The organism is Ralstonia soli (assembly GCF_023955655.1).
Classification (GTDB): domain Bacteria; phylum Pseudomonadota; class Gammaproteobacteria; order Burkholderiales; family Burkholderiaceae; genus Ralstonia; species Ralstonia soli.
Window position 1 is genome coordinate 1 of record NZ_JAMXHT010000017.1, and the last position, 17,199, is coordinate 17,199.

General features: G+C 59.6%; 14 protein-coding genes and 2 pseudogenes. 9 read left to right on the top strand and 7 right to left on the bottom strand.

Going from position 1 to position 17,199, the window contains the following annotated elements; genetic code table 11:
• Positions 1-121: 121 nt before the first annotated feature.
• The 4 genes from NG900_RS26190 to NG900_RS26205 all read right to left on the bottom strand — a co-directional run bounded on the left by NG900_RS26190 (position 122) and on the right by NG900_RS26205 (position 3,980).
• Positions 122-745: a hypothetical protein gene (locus tag NG900_RS26190; protein ID WP_252685268.1), complete on the bottom strand. Its 624-nt coding sequence runs from the start codon at positions 743-745 to the stop codon at positions 122-124.
• Between the two features lie 775 nt (positions 746-1,520).
• Positions 1,521-2,444, bottom strand: a complete 924-nt coding sequence (locus NG900_RS26195) for an STM4504/CBY_0614 family protein (protein WP_252685270.1) — start codon at positions 2,442-2,444, stop codon at positions 1,521-1,523.
• A 293-nt stretch (positions 2,445-2,737) separates the two neighbouring features.
• On the bottom strand, positions 2,738-3,349 hold the full coding sequence (locus tag NG900_RS26200) for a DUF2817 domain-containing protein (RefSeq protein WP_252685272.1): 612 nt from the start codon (positions 3,347-3,349) through the stop codon (positions 2,738-2,740).
• 139 nt (positions 3,350-3,488) lie between these two features.
• Positions 3,489-3,980 carry an MFS transporter gene (locus NG900_RS26205; protein ID WP_252685274.1) on the bottom strand — a complete coding sequence of 164 codons (492 nt, stop codon included), beginning with the start codon at positions 3,978-3,980 and terminating at the stop codon, positions 3,489-3,491.
• Positions 3,981-4,328: 348 nt separating this feature from the next.
• Here NG900_RS26205 and NG900_RS26210 point away from each other — a divergent pair, with 348 nt between their 5' ends.
• The 8 genes and pseudogenes from NG900_RS26210 (at position 4,329) to NG900_RS26245 (ending at position 12,163) form a co-directional block, all read left to right on the top strand.
• Positions 4,329-6,011 (top strand): pyrroloquinoline quinone-dependent dehydrogenase, encoded by a 1,683-nt coding sequence (locus tag NG900_RS26210; RefSeq protein WP_252685276.1) that lies wholly within the window; start codon positions 4,329-4,331, stop codon positions 6,009-6,011.
• Between the two features lie 93 nt (positions 6,012-6,104).
• Positions 6,105-6,515: a c-type cytochrome gene (locus NG900_RS26215; RefSeq protein ID WP_252685278.1), complete on the top strand. Its 411-nt coding sequence runs from the start codon at positions 6,105-6,107 to the stop codon at positions 6,513-6,515.
• A 105-nt stretch (positions 6,516-6,620) separates the two neighbouring features.
• Complete coding sequence (locus NG900_RS26220) at positions 6,621-8,309, top strand: PQQ-dependent dehydrogenase, methanol/ethanol family (RefSeq protein WP_252685280.1); 1,689 nt, start codon at positions 6,621-6,623, stop codon at positions 8,307-8,309.
• Positions 8,310-8,354: 45 nt separating this feature from the next.
• Positions 8,355-9,173: a substrate-binding periplasmic protein gene (locus NG900_RS26225; protein WP_252685282.1), complete on the top strand. Its 819-nt coding sequence runs from the start codon at positions 8,355-8,357 to the stop codon at positions 9,171-9,173.
• 60 nt (positions 9,174-9,233) lie between these two features.
• On the top strand, positions 9,234-9,581 hold the full coding sequence (locus tag NG900_RS26230) for a c-type cytochrome (RefSeq protein ID WP_252685284.1): 348 nt from the start codon (positions 9,234-9,236) through the stop codon (positions 9,579-9,581).
• 8 nt (positions 9,582-9,589) lie between these two features.
• Positions 9,590-9,988, top strand: coding sequence for a cupin domain-containing protein (locus NG900_RS26235; RefSeq protein ID WP_252685286.1), 399 nt, complete (start codon positions 9,590-9,592; stop codon positions 9,986-9,988).
• Positions 9,989-10,150: 162 nt separating this feature from the next.
• Positions 10,151-11,623: pseudogene (lpdA, locus tag NG900_RS26240) on the top strand (dihydrolipoyl dehydrogenase); the annotation flags it as partial.
• A gap of 231 nt (positions 11,624-11,854) precedes the next feature.
• Positions 11,855-12,163 (top strand): c-type cytochrome, encoded by a 309-nt coding sequence (locus NG900_RS26245; protein ID WP_252685288.1) that lies wholly within the window; start codon positions 11,855-11,857, stop codon positions 12,161-12,163.
• A 489-nt stretch (positions 12,164-12,652) separates the two neighbouring features.
• On the opposite strand, the gene NG900_RS26250 is transcribed toward NG900_RS26245, so the two are convergent.
• The 3 genes and pseudogenes from NG900_RS26250 to NG900_RS26260 all read right to left on the bottom strand — a co-directional run bounded on the left by NG900_RS26250 (position 12,653) and on the right by NG900_RS26260 (position 14,988).
• Positions 12,653-12,889: a DUF4259 domain-containing protein gene (locus NG900_RS26250; protein ID WP_252685290.1), complete on the bottom strand. Its 237-nt coding sequence runs from the start codon at positions 12,887-12,889 to the stop codon at positions 12,653-12,655.
• Between the two features lie 664 nt (positions 12,890-13,553).
• Positions 13,554-13,745 (bottom strand): annotated as a pseudogene (locus NG900_RS26255) (hypothetical protein); the annotation flags it as partial.
• A 115-nt stretch (positions 13,746-13,860) separates the two neighbouring features.
• Positions 13,861-14,988, bottom strand: coding sequence for a porin (locus NG900_RS26260; RefSeq protein WP_252685294.1), 1,128 nt, complete (start codon positions 14,986-14,988; stop codon positions 13,861-13,863).
• Between the two features lie 719 nt (positions 14,989-15,707).
• Here NG900_RS26260 and NG900_RS26265 point away from each other — a divergent pair.
• A partial coding sequence (locus tag NG900_RS26265) for a TonB-dependent receptor plug domain-containing protein (protein ID WP_252685296.1) occupies positions 15,708-17,199 on the top strand: 1,492 nt, incomplete at its 3' end.

Here is a 17,199-nt window from a genome sequence, read left to right on the forward strand (position 1 = left end):
CTCAGTATGGCCACGTCGATCACTCCGAACTCCCGCTCCTTGCCGAGCGGGACAGTGTTCTATACGTGGGTCAACATTCGATGCAAAAACCTACCTCGGATGGGTCAGGATTCGGTGCAAATCAACAGTCCTTCGGCTCGGTGATTCGGGATGATTCGTCCGCATAGATCTCGACGGGCAGTTCCAAGAATGACCGCAGCCCACCAAGTGACTTCACTACGGCGGATTCCCGGGTTGCCCAGCTCTGCGACATGACAAAGCTAAAGCCCTTGGTGAAAATCTCGACTGAATGGCTCTGGATCGCTATGGCGACTTGCTCAAATGCCGCGTCTGCGTTACTGCTGGACCGTAGCAGCTCTACAGTCTCCGCCGTGATGGCCCGGAGTTCGTCCTTGTAATACGTCGACCATTGGAAAATGTGCCACTCGCTTAGCTCGTCGAACCGATCGCTAAGCGAGATAATGAAATCTTGCAAGTCAGGTTGGTTATCCAAGCCAGAGGCGCTGGCCGGCAACCCGTGTGGCTCGCCATGGCCGAGTCGGTTGCAAAATACCTGGTCTAGCTTGCGACGTTTCTTTGGCAGGAACCTACCAATAATTTCTGTGATGGGGTCTTGCAGTCGCTTGAGATCGACCTGGCTGCACTGCTGGAACAGGCTAATCAGTTTATCGAACGCTTTGTTGATTTGCTGCTGGGATATCAATTCCTCGGCTTCGGCGAGTACTGCCTCGATGGGCTTATTCATTTCAGCTTGCTGGATTCCGTAAATTTGTGCCTCATAGCCGGGAGCGGTTCGGCCCTGGAGGGTTGTCGGGTGGCATTACCAGGGTGCGGCCGTTCTGCTGCATCTATTTACGAGGCGCGGCACACGTTGTGGGACGCTGCACCAATGAACTACCTGCCGCTTTTTGGCAGGCCTCCCTCTTCACCGACAATCTTAACCGCCGCGGCTGCCTGCCGAAAAGGAGGTCAAGCAATCCTATGTTGCCTCCAATGTCATGGGGGGGCTATGTCGGCGCGACGTATTTTGCGGCGAGCTTCGCCATCTCTTTGAGCAGAGCGGTGCCGAGTCCCACACCGAGGCCCAGCTAAACCGCTTGCCGCAGGCACGGCATTTGAGCCGCCCTTCGGACAGTTTGTAGGGTCTGCTTGCGGAGCATTCAGGACAGTGTTTCATCGTCGGACCAGAGTAACTCTGGTCCGGTTTGGGTGGAAATTACTTTTCTTTTTGTGCGCCCAGCATGGGCGCACTCTTGTGGGTGCAAGTTCCGCCGTAAGTTGCTCACAGCGAACGAAGCGAAACGCAACTGCGTCAGGGTGTCGGGCGGTTACTACCTGACCATCCGCTCGTCGGGCGCGGGTTTGTAGACGGCGACTCCGCCCTGATGGCGACGGAGCAAGGTTATCGCTACATCAACTGACTGCTCCACCGAGCCCGAAATGTGTGTTGCGTGACGTGAAAGGAATCTCGTGCTGGCTACGGTGACGCGAAGGTCATAGCGACTGTCATCGCCGCTGACCTATTTGGTAGCCTGATGCGCTTCCACCATGAAGAGAACTGTGGTTGCAGTCAGGTTCAACGTGTATCGAGCCAAGTATTCGGGCACAACGACAGGGGCGGTACCTTGCCCGTGGCCACCGTTCTTGTTTCGTACGGTCGGGACGCCACTCTCAAGCAGGGAGCGAATGGACGAGAACTGCGATTCGAAGTACGCAGGAAACAAGCCATTGCTCATGCAGGTGGAGATAAGGTTCTTCGCCGTGTCTGTTGGTTGTGTCGGCCAACCACGCAGGCTGCAAATGGTCTTCATGGTGCTCTCAAATGCCTTCAGCGCGTCGACAAGGCATTCTTTGTAGCGCCCGTGCCGATAGTGCTCATGAGCTTTCAGGAATTCTTCGTTCGCGCCCTTGAAGTTCTTGTCACGTAGGATTGCCAGCGTCGGCTTTACAGCTTCCGCGTGCAGGAGTTGAGAGTCAACACGAATTATCTCGCCGGACTCGAACTGGTAGCCAATCCCATGCTCTTTGAAGCGCTCATTGAGTTCAACAACTGCATCGGCAGGTTCGATCTTTCGATTAGTGTTGTTTAGATAAGTCCAATTTTCTGAAATATATGTCTGGATGACCTTGAAGCACAGTTCGACAACATCCAACGCACGCTCGACAGACGCTTCTTGCAGGAAGAAATTGAATACTGAATCTTGATCAGAATTGGGATATTTGACAAGCTCAAAGACGCCAAACTCTCGACATAGAGCTTGCTTTACAAACTCGTACGCATCATGCGCATGGGTTGAGCCGTACCCATCTTCCCCAAAGGCATCGTTAACGATGTGAATGATCTGTACGCGTAAAGGCCGCGGTAGGTTGTCATACACATACACGTCGGGCATTTCACCGCGAGCCCGCTTCTGACGTTTGGAAAACAGATCGAACACGCGCATAGACCAACGCACCCCAATTTTTGTTAGTCCGGTGATTATATTCTAGAGGTGATGTATGCAAACCAACGACTGGTTGACCAAGCATGCAACAGGCTTCGCCAATCGGTCGAGCTCCGCTGATCACGCTGCACCAATGGTCGCTATAGCCTTGGTTCGTCCCCACAGTTGTGGATGTGACCCCTGAGTGGACAATGCGCCAACCTCACAAATCGAGCAATCAGGGGCGTTCACGGTAGTGCGACTAAAGTTGATTTGCGGCGTACAGATTTGGCTGCGTGGCAACCGGAATTCCATCATTGACAAGCGTTGCTTCTATTTCTCGCGCACCGGCTGCCGTCGGGCATGTCGTACTGGCCGCGGCCCAATGTCGAGTGATAAGCCTGCATGTCGTGCCGAGCCACATAGCCGGCAAGTGCCTGCTCGTCTTCATGCGTGGGCGGCCAGGTCGCAGGAATGACGATCGGATCGAGTTCCGCGTAGCCAGCGTTGGCCGGCAGTGCCGCATTGGAATCGATATGGTTGCGGTTCAGCTCGACGTTGTCTTGGTTGGTTCGCTGCAGGTACGAGAAGCCGTACGGATTGATGGCGTGGATCATCAGTAAGCCGATGCCGGCCTGCTTGAACCGCCCCATCAGGTCTGTGTCATGCAGCGTGGCAACCTGGCAGCCGGAACCGCAGAAGCCTTCTGGCCCATGGTTGCCAGAACTCAAAATCAGCAGGCGCTGGGCAGTTGGGGCGCCCAGGTATGCGACGTCCATCGCCAGCGTTTCGCTTGCGGCACCTTGGTAGCCAAGCAGTTCGAACGTCTCTATGGCCGCGCCGAGCTTATCGGCAGCATCGAGAAACTTGCTGCGTGCTTCGGCATACGTGGCGGAGAAATGGTCGCTTACGGCAGTGTTTTCCATGGTGATGGTCTTGCAGTCAGAGTTGGGTGGCTGCGGCCGAGGCGGGCATTGCGCGGCTCGGCTGGTTGATGTCTTCACCCGTGCGGTCCTTGAGGTAGCGCAGCCCCAGCAGGGAAATCAGCGCGATCGCGACCAGGCACTAGGAGGGCGACTCCTTGTGGTCGCTTGCATTGACCAGCCAGGCGCTGATGAGCGGGGCAAAGCTCCCGAACACCGCGACGCCGATGCTGTACACCAGCGACATGCCGCTGGCACGCACGCGTTCGGGAAACATCTCGGGCAGGATCGTGATGCTGGGCACGGCCTGGACTGCCAGAATCATCGTCAGCCCCCCGACGATCGTGAACAGCACCGCTGGTGTGGGCGAGGCCTTGAGCCAGGCAAACGTCGGATAGATCAAGAGCACCAGGGCGATGCGCGCCCAGACGATCAACGGCTTGCGCCCAACGCAGTCCGACCAGCGGCCAATGCTCGGTGCGAGCGCAAAGGTGAGCAGCCCGGTCAGTGCGGCGCCGGCCAGCGCAACGGCAGGGGACATGCCGAGCTCGCGGATGGCATAGGTGGGCATGTAGAAGGTCACGACGTAGGAAGCGCCCGTGCCGCCCATGGTGATAACGATCGCGGTCAGCACCGCACGGCCATCCCGTATTGCCCAAGTGAACGAAGCTCGCAAATCCAGGAGTGCACCAGGAATGCTGCAGGCAATGGCGATACACCATGCGACATATGTCTCACGTTCTGCTTCAGGTGTCGCATTCACTGCTGCAGTTGTCGCAGTTGCATCGCGCCGATCACGCTCAAGATATTTCACCGAAACAGGCAGCTAGCCTGAGGCAGTTTGAGGCCTGATATGGGTTTGGCTGGTGTCTTCCCGTTCCGTCTCCGAGGTGTGTGGTGCATGGCATAGAAGCTGCGTATGGCCACGCGTGAGTCGCAGCGAGCGACTGTACATCGGTGTCATTACAACAAGGAGACGATTGTGATCAACCTCGAATACCGCGTTAACGGGGCGATTGCGAAGGTGGCATTGGTCATGGGGGGGGCGATGGTCGCCGCACAAGCCGTTCAAGCTGCGAGTGGCCCAGGCTTCGACGATCCGAATAACTGGCCGCAATACCACCGCAGCTACAACGCCTGGCGCTACAGCCCTCTGGATCAGATCAACAAGGGCAACGTCAAGAAGATGCATGTTGCCTGGATTCACCAGCCGGGGGTGATCACCCACGGGCTGCAGGCAACGCCGATCGTGATCGATGGCGTGATGTACTCCATTGGTGCGGACAACAACGTGTTCGCACTCGACGCCGCAACCGGTGCGACGCTTTGGCACTACAAGCCCAAGCTTGCCGCAGTCTCCAAGGAGGTCTTTTACCAATCGGCGAGCCGTGGCGTGACGGTCGGGCGTGGGAAGGTGTTTATCGGCACGTTGGATGGCCGCTTCATTGCACTTGACCAGAAGACCGGCAAGGAAATGTGGTCGACGCAGCTCACTGACATGAAGAAGGAGTACGGGGCGTTGTTTTCGGCGCCTCCACAGCTCGCCGGAAACGTTCTATTTGGCGGTACGACTGGTGGTGACCAGCCGATCGTCGGCAAGATTTTTGGGGTAAACGCCGATACGGGCGAGCGCGTATGGACGTTCGAGATCCCGCGCGATGACCCGAAGAGCTGGCCCGGCGACAGCCGCACGAAAGCCGGCGGCTCGGCTTGGATGCCCGGGACCTACGATCCCACCACCGACACGATTTACATCGGCACCAGCAACTCTGCCCCCGACTTCAACCGCGAAGACCGGATGGGCGACAACCTCTATACCTCCACGCTGCTCGCACTCGATCCCAAGACCGGGAAGATCAAATGGCATCGGCAGGAAGTGCCTAACGACACTTGGGACTTCGACGCAGTATATGAAGCGTTGCTCATCCCTGATGGTCACGGCAAGACCTCGCTGGTACACCTGAACAAGAACGGCTTCGTATACGTCATGGACAAGGATTCGGGTTCCATCCGAAATGTCTGGCAGTACACCGAAAACATGAACTGGGCCAAGGGTGTCGATCCAAAGACCGGCGCGCCGATCGAACCGAACTACCCCGAGACGGGCAAGCAGAAGCTGCACTGCCCCAACCTGCTGGGTGCGCGCAGCTGGAACGCAGGTGCCTACAACCCATCCACCAAGCTTTGGTATTCGCAAGGCATGGAGGTGTGCAACACCGTTACCAGCGCCAAGCAAGAGCCGCTCGCGGGTATCAGTGGCCTCTCGCTCGGTCTGTCGGAAATCACGCTGGTCGACCCGCCCGGCAAGAAGGCTGATGGCTGGCTTGGCGCCTTCGATCCGCTGACCGGCAAGCAGGCATGGAAGGTCCGCTTCAAGTTGCCGCCGCTGAGCAACGTGCTTGCTACGGGTGGCGGTCTGGTGTTCACCGGCGACATGGAGGGCCGCCTCTATGCCTTCGACGCCGATAACGGCAAGGAGTTGTGGAAGTTCAACGCCGGGTCTGGTGCTCGCGGTGGTCCGATCAGCTATTCGGTCAATGGCAAGCAATACATTGCGATCCCGACCGGCTTGGGCTCGCATGCACCGGGTTTCCTGACGGGCGCGTTCCCGGAGATTCGGGACTTACCGGGTGGCGCCGCGCTGCTGGTGTTCACCGTCGATTGACCGGCTAAGTCGCCAGCCTTGTCAGGCGATATTGATGTCCACCAAGGAGGGCGGCTTTAGCCGTCCTTCATTTCCCGTACTTGATTTACCGCCATGAGAAAACTGCTCGTTACCGTCTTGGCTGCGCTCGTCACTGTGCCCGCAGTCGCTGGCGCGCCTGAGGGACACGGGGCGCCGGCTGCGGCACCGGCCGCCACAACCGAGGCGACTCCCACTGAGCCGCCGTTCTCCCTCAACGATCCGGCGCGTATCGAGAATGGTCGCAAGCGCTTTGGATCCACCTGCGCCGCCTATTGTCACGGCAATGGCGGGGAAGGGGGGCGGGCGCCAAGCTTTACCGGCCGCACCGACTTCGTTCCTGCCGATGGGTTCAAAACGATCACCGAAGGACGAACCGGCGCCGATGTCATGCCGCCATGGGGCAAGACCTTCTCATCCGAGCAAATCTGGGAACTCGTGGCCTATTTGCAGTACTTGGCGAAGCAGCCGGAGAAAGCGCAGTAAGGGCGGGCTGCCATGCACATCAGCACATTCGGGATGGGAGCGATGGCGCGTGGAGGTTCAATAAATTTTTTACCACTAAGAAGACCTATATCTAGGAGATGCATCATGAAGACCAAGCTTTTGGCTTCTTCGGTTTTGTCACTCGGGTTGCTTGCGGCCGCGCTGCCAGCGTTCGCCGTTGAATGGGCCAGCGTCACCGACGAGCGGCTGCTCAATGCCGACAAGGATCCAAACAATTGGCTGATCTACGGCCGCACTTACAACAGCAACCGCTTTAGTCCGTTGAAGCAGGTCAACACTGGCAACGTGAAGAAGCTGGTGCCGAAGTTTTCCTACTCGCTGGGCACCCTCGAGGGGCAGCAAGTTACGCCCAGCGTCAACAACGGCATCATGATCGTTGCTGTGTCGCAGCAGTACGTTGATGCGGTGGACACCCGCACCGGCAACCGGCTCTGGCGCTATGAGATCAAGCTGCCCGCCGACATTGCGCAGTATGCGTGCTGCGGTTTGGTGACCAAAGGCGTGGGTCTGTACGAAGACAAGGTCTACATCGCCGCGCTCGACGCGCGCGTGATCGCGCTCGACGCCAAGACCGGCAAAGAGCTGTGGGAGAAGAAGGTCGAGGACTACAAGAGTGGCTACACGCTGACGATGGCACCGATGGTCGCCAAGGGCAAGGTAGTGGTCGGCGTGGCCGGCGGCGAGTTCGGTATCCGCGGCTTCATTCAGGCGTTTGATGCCCGCACCGGCCAGGAAGCCTGGAAGACCTCGACTGTGCCCGGTCCTGGCGAGGAAGGCGTCGAAACCTGGGGCAAGGAGTCGTGGAAGTACGGCGGTGCGGCGGCTTGGCTGACGGCCTCGTTCGATCCTGCAACCAACCTAGTCTATATGGGCACCGGCAATCCGGCACCGTGGAACCGGGCGATGCGTCCCGGTGACAACCGCGGCTCGAACTCGATGCTCGCTCTCGACATCGACACCGGCAAGAAGAACTGGGATTTCCAGTTCACCCCGAACGATTCATGGGACTACGACGCGATGTCTGAGGCGGTGCTGGTCGACGTCAAGCGCGGCGGCAAGACTGTCAAGGGTCTGTTGCAGGGTAACAAGAACGGAAACCTCTACACGCTCGATCGCACCAACGGGAAGTTCGTATCGGCGTTGCCATTCGTCAAGGTCGACTGGGGCCACGTCGACCCGGCGACCGGCAAGATGGTCGTGAATCCTGAAAGCCGGCCGGACCTGAACAAGAACGCCACGTTCTGCCCCTCCTATTTCGGCGGCAAGGACTGGGCGCACATTGCCTACAACCCGACGACGAGCATGGCATTCATCCCGTCGATCGAAATGTGCGCGACGCTCAAGAACGAGGAGGTCAGCTATAAGAAGGGTCTAATGTACCTCGGTGCACCTGGCGACATGATCGCTCCTGGGCGCGGCGCGCTCACCGCAGTCGATGTTACGACCAACAAGATCGCGTGGAAGTGGGAGAACAGCTCGCCTCTGCAATCGTCGAGCGCGCTTGCAACAGCAGGCGGCTTGGTGTTTGTCGGGACGCTCGAGGGCAACTTCGTCGCGCTGGATGGCAAGTCGGGCAAGAAGCTTTGGAGCTTCCCCACGCCCTCTGGCATCGTCGGCGGTCCGATGACCTATAGCGTCGATGGCAAGCAGTACGTGGCAGTGGTGTCCGGCTACGGTGGCGCCTTCCCGCTGTGGGCTGGCTCGGGTGTTCCGGAACACATCAAGAAGATCAACAAGGGCGCCTCGCTGTGGGTGTTCGAGTTGGCCGAGTAAGCGGAAGCGCGGGCAGTCGCCATGAAATCATTTCTCGTGCGCCCCATGTTGACGCTGCTTGGTGCGTTGACGGTTGCAGGCGCGGCTACGGCCGCGCCTGAGCCGACGGCACTTGAACGCATCCGCGCCACCGGTGTCATCACGGTGTGCGCCGATCCGGACAACCTGCCGATCAGCGCTAAAAGCCCCGAGCCGTCAGGCTACGACGTCGAGATCGCGCAGGAGATCGCGCGCTCTCTCGGCGTGCGTCTCGCCTACCACTGGTTTGCGACCAATTACGCACGGCGTGCGTTCCGGCAAGTGGTCGAGGGGCGTTGCGACTACATCATGGGATTGCCCGCGCGCATCGACTTCGAGGAAGCCGATGCGCGCATGGTCTTGTCTCAGCCCTACTACACGACCGGTTTTGTCCCGGCCGTGCGCGCCGATCTGCCGGTGAATAGCTACGACGACCTGAAGGGCTACGAGGTTGGCGTTGCAATCATGACGGTGGCCGATTTCGTCCTGTTCCGCGAGGGCATCACGCGGCACTTGTACCAAGGGCAGCAAGACCTCTTCGCGGCACTGGCATCGGGTGAGATCACCGCAGCGGTGATGTGGGGGCCGTCCGGCGGGTGGTACATCAAGAGCCATCCGGAGGCTAAATTGCGGATGGTCGCGGAGTCCCGCCCGAAGATGACCTTCTCGCTGGCCGTTGGGGTGCGCAAGGCCGATGCAGATCTGCGAGAAGCGATCGACCGCAGCCTCGACGCGCTCAAGAGCAGCGGTCGGATCGACGCGATCCTGCAGCGTTACGGCGTGCCACAACTAGCACCAGCCGCCGCGCAGCCTGCCCCGGCACAAGCGGGTTCTGACCGACGATAAAGCCGTACCGCTCGCATTTTTGCGGAGCTGTTTGACTCCATCCTTGAAGGGATTCTTAGCATGACATTCAAAATCAACCGATACCTCGCTCTTGGCGCCGCGCTGTTGTCGGTCGCCGGAAGCGCTCTTGCAATGGGCGGTTCGTCTGCCGGCTCGCCGAACGAAACGCCAGAGGTCCGAAAAGGCCGTATTTTGTATGATCAGGCGTGCTACAAGTGCCATGGCCCGGGTGCCGTTTCTGGCGGCACCATCCCGGACCTTCGCCGCTTCAAGGGCAACGACGATGAGTTTCTCGCCACCGTCCGCGAAGGGCGGGTGCCGCGCGGCATGCCGTCCTGGAAAGAGTTCTTGAACGACGATGAAATCCGCGCCATCCGCGCCTTCGTCAAGTCTGTACCCGTGAACTGAGGTGCTTCATGGCGTTGAAAACCAACCGATGCTTGCCGCTTGGTGCGGCGCTCCTGCTGCTCACCGGAGTTGCTTTTGCGCAAGGGAGCGGCCTCACACGAACGATTGTCGGAAAGGGCGACGTCTCCATCGCGGGTCGTGAGGCCGTCGTTGCGCGCATTGAAGTCGCGCCAGATGGTCAGGTCGGCAGGCACACCCATCCCGGTGAGGAAATCAGCTATGTGGCCGAAGGTGAAGTCGAACTCTCCGTCGACGGCCGGGCGCCTCGTCTTGTGAAGGCCGGAGAGTCGTTCATCATCCCCGCTGGCACCGTCCACTCCGCCCATAACGCGGGCAACGCGCCAGCGCGCCTCGTTGGCGTGTACGTCGTGGAGAAGGGAAAGCCGCTGGCCTCACCCGCACCCTGAGGCGCTGTGGTTGCGCCCGCGCCGCAAGATGGGAGCGGAGCGGGCGATTTGGCCGCTGCCAGTTCACTGAATCACCGAATCGGTCAGCGCATGCCGTGCCACGGCTTCAAAACTACATAAAAGGAGACAACAGTGACTGAACCCGAACACCGCGTTCATGAGGCAGCCGCGGCGACCATTGCGGGCGGCAATGCCGGCAAGGCAGACATCGAATGCGAAATGCTCGTCCTTGGCGCCGGCCCAGGCGGCTATTCAGCGGCGTTCCGCAGCGCCGATCTTGGCATGAGGACCGTGCTTGTCGAGCGCTACTCGGCGCTCGGCGGCGTGTGCCTGAACGTCGGCTGCATTCCCAGTAAGGCGCTGCTGCACACCGCCGCCGTGATGGATGAGGTCAAGGCGCTCGGTCATCACGGGATCAAATATGTGTCTCCCGAGATCGACATCGATGAGCTGCGCGCGTACAAGGACGGCGTCATCAAGAAGCTCACGAGCGGCTTGGCCGGCATGGCCAAGCTGCGCAAGGTCGAAGTTGTGTCGGGCGTGGGAAGCTTCCTCGATTCGCATCACATGGAGGTTGCGCAGGCTGACGGCAGCACGAAAATCATCAAGTTCGCCAAAGCGATCATCGCCGCCGGGTCGCAGGCGGTGAAGCTGCCGTTCATGCCCGAGGACGAGCGTGTTGTCGACTCCACTGGCGCGCTCAAGCTCAAGGGCATCCCGAAACGCATGCTGGTCGTTGGCGGCGGGATCATTGGGCTTGAGATGGCGACGGTTTATTCGACGCTCGGCACACGCATCGACGTCGTCGAGATGCTCGATGGCCTGATGCAGGGTGCCGACCGCGACCTCGTCAAGGTGTGGGAGAAGAAGAACGCCCACCGCTTTGGTCACGTGATGCTCAAGACAAAGACCGTGGGCGCGAAGGCGACGGCGGCTGGTATCGAGGTCACGTTCGAGGGCGAGAAGGCACCAGCGGAACCCCAACTCTATGACTTGGTGCTGGTGGCGGTAGGCCGCAACCCTAATGGCAAAAAGATCGGCGCGGAGAATGCTGGCGTGGCAGTTACCGACAGGGGCTTCATCCAAGTCGATAAGCAGATGCGGACTAACGTGCCGCACATCTTTGCGATCGGTGACATCGTTGGCCAGCCGATGCTCGCGCACAAGGCAGTGCACGAGGCGCATGTAGCAGCGGGGGCAGCTATCGGCGATCCGGTGTACTTCGACGCGCGTCAGATTCCGAACGTAGCCTACACCGATCCTGAGGTGGCCTGGACTGGCAAGACCGAAGAGCAGTGCAAGGCCGAGGGCATCACGGTCGGCAAGGCGGTATTTCCCTGGGCTGCATCTGGCCGCGCGATCGCTAATGGACGTGATGAGGGTTTTACCAAGTTGATCGTTGATGAGGCGACGCAGCGAATCATTGGCGGCGGCATCGTAGGAACGCATGCTGGCGACCTTATCAGCGAGGTCTGTTTAGCTATCGAGATGGGCTGCGAACCGGGCGACATCGGCAAAACCATCCATCCACACCCGACACTGGGTGAATCCATCGGCATGTGCGCTGAAGTGTTCGAGGGGGTGTGTACGGATCTGCCACCGCAGAAGAAGAGGCAGGCCGTATCGCTCGTGTGATCAGCTGCACCTGGGCTGGCATCGAGGTCGCCACTGCCGAGGCAAAAGGCCAAGGCACGGTAGCAAGTTGTCCAATCCCGCTCATGCCATGGAGGCGAAGCAATCCATGGAAGATATCGTCACCGTTTCGGCCGCGTGCACCGCGGTCGATAAGCTTGGCGCAATGGACATTCCCTGCAACTAGGCGTCCATCGAAGACTTCCCTCACGAACGAACTGAAAGCACAACATTATGAAACATCTCCTTGCTTTGCTTGCTGCTGCTCTACTCGCCGGACCGGCCTTTGCCGATGCCGGCGTGGATTTGGCGCAGAAGAAAAACTGTATGGCTTGCCACGCCATTGACACGAAACTGGTGGGCCCTGCCTTCAAAGATGTGGCAACCAAGTACGCCGGCCAGAAGGACGCAGTGGCCAAGCTGACTCAGAAGGTGTTAAAGGGCGGCTCCGGAGTCTGGGGCCCAATGGCAATGCCAGCCAACACACAGGTTAATGAAGCCGAGGCTAAGCAGCTCGTGCAGTGGGTCCTGTCGCAGAAATAGGATGCGACGTAGAAGGCCATGAAAGCGGCCGGCGGTGGATTCAGATTGATAAAGGCCTCGCCATTGTGCAAGTCCTCCGTGTCCAGGTATCTCAGACTGAGCAGTTACCACTACGGCAGTCATTATCCCGCGAAGAGTGGTTATTTCGCGCTTCATAAATTCCGGTTTTTACCGGAAACCTCTTTTCAAAACAAATCAACAAGGGCAAGCCGCCAGGCCATGCTTCTGGTGGAGGCGGTGAACGCGTTTTGCTGAACGCCGTGCGCACGCCAGTACCAAGACTCTGCTCCGGTTGCGTGCTGAACCGGGGCACGGAGAACTCGGCCTTCCGTGCGACTGGGTACGGGAGGCCGATTTGCGTTAGGCGAAACGCAGTGCGGTCAGCGCTTCCAAGGTGCCTCGCATGTTGTGCTGCGCTTGTCGGTCATGCGCGCGGCGACCGCGCAATTCACGCGCAACTGCCGTTCACCCCTAACCGCTATGACCTTTCTAGCAGAGTTCGAGCAACTCTGACGGCTCTGACATCACGCGATCGAGCGCGAGCCTGGCTTTGTGAACGATCGCGGTGGGCGGCACGATCCGGGTGCGCTCTACGCAGTTGTCCAGTACTTCGGAATAGGCGTTGCGTACGCCCCAGTTTCCCTGCAGGCGTGCAACGACCTCGGCTGCGGCAATTGCCTGAGTGGCCTCCGGCGCTTCGAGGTAGTCGTCGCCCGCTTCCAGCACGGCGTCGAACGTGGATTAAGTGAGGGACACGTCGTCGGCTTCCGCCAACTCAGCGGCGAAATCGCAAGCATCATCATTGCCGAACGACTCGTGAAACCAAGCATCCATGGAGTTCTCTTGAAGGGCCGCGGAGCGTTGATGGAAGTAGGCGTCGGCGGCGAAAAGCGCTGGTGCAGTCACGCTCGCGGAGGGGGCACACCGATGTGAAATTTCAACCGTCGTGCGGGCAGCGTTCGCCAATTGAAAAAAACGGCGTGGTTGTCAAAGGGCGACAGCGACGACAGCTTCCGCAGCCATGAAGATGTCATGGAAGAGGCCGTGCACGTGGCGCGCAGCATCATCGATGGCATGCATCCTGATTTGTCCGTGCTGTCGATCGTGACGCACGGCTACTAGAAATCCACACTTTAGCCGGACATGTTTTACATAACGGGAGCAATGGAACGCTGCCGTGCCCAATGGACGCATTCCAGCTTATCGGATAGGCGACGCGGGGCTTGAGATGAGAAAAGTCCGGGCACGCAAATGGAGAGCCCTCGGGCAGGAGCCGGGAAAAAACAAGGCGGCAGAGGAAGGGCCGCCTTGGTAAGCCGATAGCGGTGCCACGTGGGGCGCCCGGCATCGGGGAGCGAGATTGTCGAGTTGTGATGCGAGCCGCTTATAGGCCGTCGCTGAACGGATCAAACTTGCGGGCCAGGGTGCCGTCCGTGTACGGGTCGGCCTTGGTCACAGCTTGACCGTCGGTGTACGGGTCCCTGCCCTGTACGTATGGGTCCTTGCCCTGTACGCCTGCAGCAAAGGCGGGTACAGCGGCAACAGCGATCAGCGAGGGGAGAATCAGGTTCTTGGCTTTCATGATGAGGTCCACAGTCTGGGGGGAGCACAACCGCAGGGCAGTTCGCTGCAATGCGGTAGTGCGATGGCATAAACTTGGTCGTTGATGGTTGGCGAAGGCGGGGTCTCAGTTCCGCTCAGAAAGCGTGCTTCAGGCCCACGCCTGCCAAGACCGTTTTCACACCCGGTGCGGTACCACCCGAAACGATAGAGGTCTTGAGGCCTTCCAGCGGATCTGCCGTCCCGATAGCGCCGGCATCTGCATAGGCCACCTGCGCATACAGCGTGGTGCGCTTGGAGAGCGCATAGTCGTTGCTCAGCACGAACGTCTTGGTCGAGCTGCTATGTGAGTCGCTCTCGTAGTGGCTGTAGTAACCGGCAAGCGTTGCGGTATTGCTTGCGTTCCACTGGTAGTCCACCCCGGCGCCAACCGACTGGACCTTCGAGATACGGCCCCCGGCTGTCGCATTGTCGGTGATGTTCAGGTAGTTAAGCCTGCCCTTGAATGTATCGCCGAGCGGCGCTGCAACGCCTGCACTCCACAGACGGCTGACGGTTGAACCGCTGGTGCTGTCCTTCATTGCCTGATAGGCCAGGCCAACGGTCACGGGCCCAGTGTAGGTTGCGCCGAGCGAGATTTCGTTGCCCTTGCTCATGCTGCCGGGGACTTCGCCGAAGGAGTAAGCGGCGCCCACCCAGACCGGACCGAAGTTGTTGGAGTACTGCACTGCGTTGCCCACGAACACGCCGACGTCGTTGCCAGGGTTCGTGCCGGAACCCAGAGAGCCAGTGGGCGTCGCCAACTGGTTGTAGGCCCACACGTACAGATTCGAGAACTGCTCCTTGAAGGTGCGCGCTTCGGTACCGAGTACGCCCATTAGCGCCGGGCCGTACTGGCGGCCCAGCGTGATCGTGCCCCAGTCCGCACTCAGGCCGACGTTCGCTTGACGACGGAAGATTTGCGAGCCGTTGTCAGGACCTGAGAATAGCTTGCCCGTATCGCTGTAGAAATGGCTTTCTAGGTTGAAGAAGGCTTTCATCCCGTCGCCAAGGGGCTCGACGCCTTTCAGCCCCCAGATACTCATGGCGCTACCGCCCGTCATGATTTCTGTCTGGCTACCGGAGTTGTTCGCGCTCTTGTTCCTAAACTGCAGTCCGTCGTCAATGATGCCGTAGAGCGTGACCGATGATTGCGCCATGGCCGTGCTCGCGGCACAGCCCATGGTCACTGCGAATAGGTATCCCCCAATCTTATTGCACTGCATGGTGTCTCCTTTCTTGTTGGGACAGATTGAGTCTTAGTTCTTCGGTTAGGTGCTGCCTGTGCGAATTGCATTCAGCACCGATCGGCACTCTGCAAAGTGCATACCAGGATCGCTTGGATGCCAATGCACGCCCTTTTCCAAGATGTAGGCGTGGATTGCCACAGTCCCTGGCCATGCGCGGCGCGACGAATGTCGCGTTTCGTGCGACATTCGTCGCGCGCGAATGCGTCAGATGTGCCGCGATAGAAGGACAGGCGCGACGCCTAGTTCGTCGTGATGGCAGTTTGCATGCACGGCTACGGCGGCCTCTCGGCGACATCGGACATGGCCGCTGACACGCAATGGCGTTCACCGTTACCAAACACTGGTGATATCAAACGAGCCCCTCTGAAAAAGGTTTGCTCTGCCACGACCAAAGATGGCCTAGGTTTTGCTTGAAACGCCTGAACACGCGATGAGGCCGAGCGGGTGTGGAGTTCACAGTCGGCACGCGTACCTGCCCGCCGGTCCGCGGGGCCCAGATCTGGCAGGCAAATATAAAAATCGAAGAGGAGACAAGGCCATGCGCCAACCACACGCACTGTCGCGTCACGCGCTCGCGCAGATGTCTGTCCCATCGCCACTGATTCCTCGCCAGAAGTAACTATCGCGACGCCCGTTCTCTGGGTGCATGACTTGCACACCCGGTCACGGCGAGAGAGAAATCAGGGAGACACTCCGTGCATTCGAGTACCCGCTGTCTGTGGAAGACCACGCCCCCCCTCATCGGAGTGGTGCTCGCACTCGCTGCCGCGGGGCTTCATGCGCCGGCCTTTGCCGAGGACCCGCTCATCGCGGTGGCACTGCCCACCACCGAGGTGGTCGGCTCGACCCCGATCGACAGCATTGGCGTGCCGCTGTCGCAATTTCCTGCCAACGCGCAGCGCATCAGTGCGAAGGATGTCCGCGAGCAGCGCAGCGCAAACCTTGCCGACGTGTTGAACGACAACCTCGGTCAAATCAGCGTCAGCAACGGCTCGGGCAACCCTTACCAGAACGACGTCAACTACCGCGGGTTCCAGGTGTCGTCGCTGTTGGGCGTGCCCATCGGGCTGTCGGTCTACTTTGACGGTGTGCGGATGAACGAGCCCTTCGGCTCGATCGTGAACTGGGACCTCATTCCCATGAACGCGGTGTCCAGCATCAACATCCTGCCGGGGTCCAATCCGATCTTTGGCCTCAACACGCTGGGCGGGGCGCTCGTCGTCAACACCAAGAACGGGAAGGACAACACCGGCACGTCGATTGACGTACTGGGCGGCTCGTTTGCCCGCAAGGCTGTGAGCTTCGAGACCGGTGGCGTCGACGCAGCGCACGACACCGACTATTTCGTGGCCGGCAACTTCGACAAGCAGAACGGCTTTCGCGACCACTCGGGCTCCGAGGTCAAGCAACTGTTCGGCAAGGCGCGCTGGCACGGCAACGATGGCGCCACCCAGCTCGAACTGTCTGCAGCGCTGGCGGACACGTCGTTGAGCGGAACGCAGTCGCTGCCGATGGACATGATGTCGAACCGCAGCGCTGCCTATACGTGGCCCGACACCATCAAGAACCGGATGGCGCTGCTGAACCTGAAAGGCAGCCACTGGCTGAACGACAACAACCAGCTGGCGGGCAGCGTTTATTACCGCAAGGCCAACCTGAACAACGTCAACAGCAACGCGCAACTGGATGACGGCTGCTTTAACGATGATGGCTCACTGGCAACGACCACCGCCGGCGGTATCACCACTGACAAGTGCGCGAACAAGGCACCGAACGGCACGACAGTGAATGCCGTGACGAATGCCAACGCCCTGGCGCTCGGCTACGGCCGCTGGACGAATGCCATCAATACCAGCGTCGTGGAGTCGGCCACGCACGAAGACACGGTGGGCTCGTCTGTCCAATGGTCGAACTTCGACAACCTGGCGGGGCACAAGAATGCATTCACGCTGGGCGGCGCGTTTGATCATTCGCGCATCACCTATGACCAGACCACCTATCTGGCCCGGTTGATCAACTATCAGGCGGTGGTGATCCCCAACCAGGAATACGGTTTCACTGCCAACGGGTTGCCGCCGTCGGCGTCGAACCCCGCGTCGTTCACGGGCAGCAACGTCATCGGCGCGGTCAACCTGACATCCAACGTCAACAACTTCAGCGCGTATTTCACCGATACGTTCAGCGTCA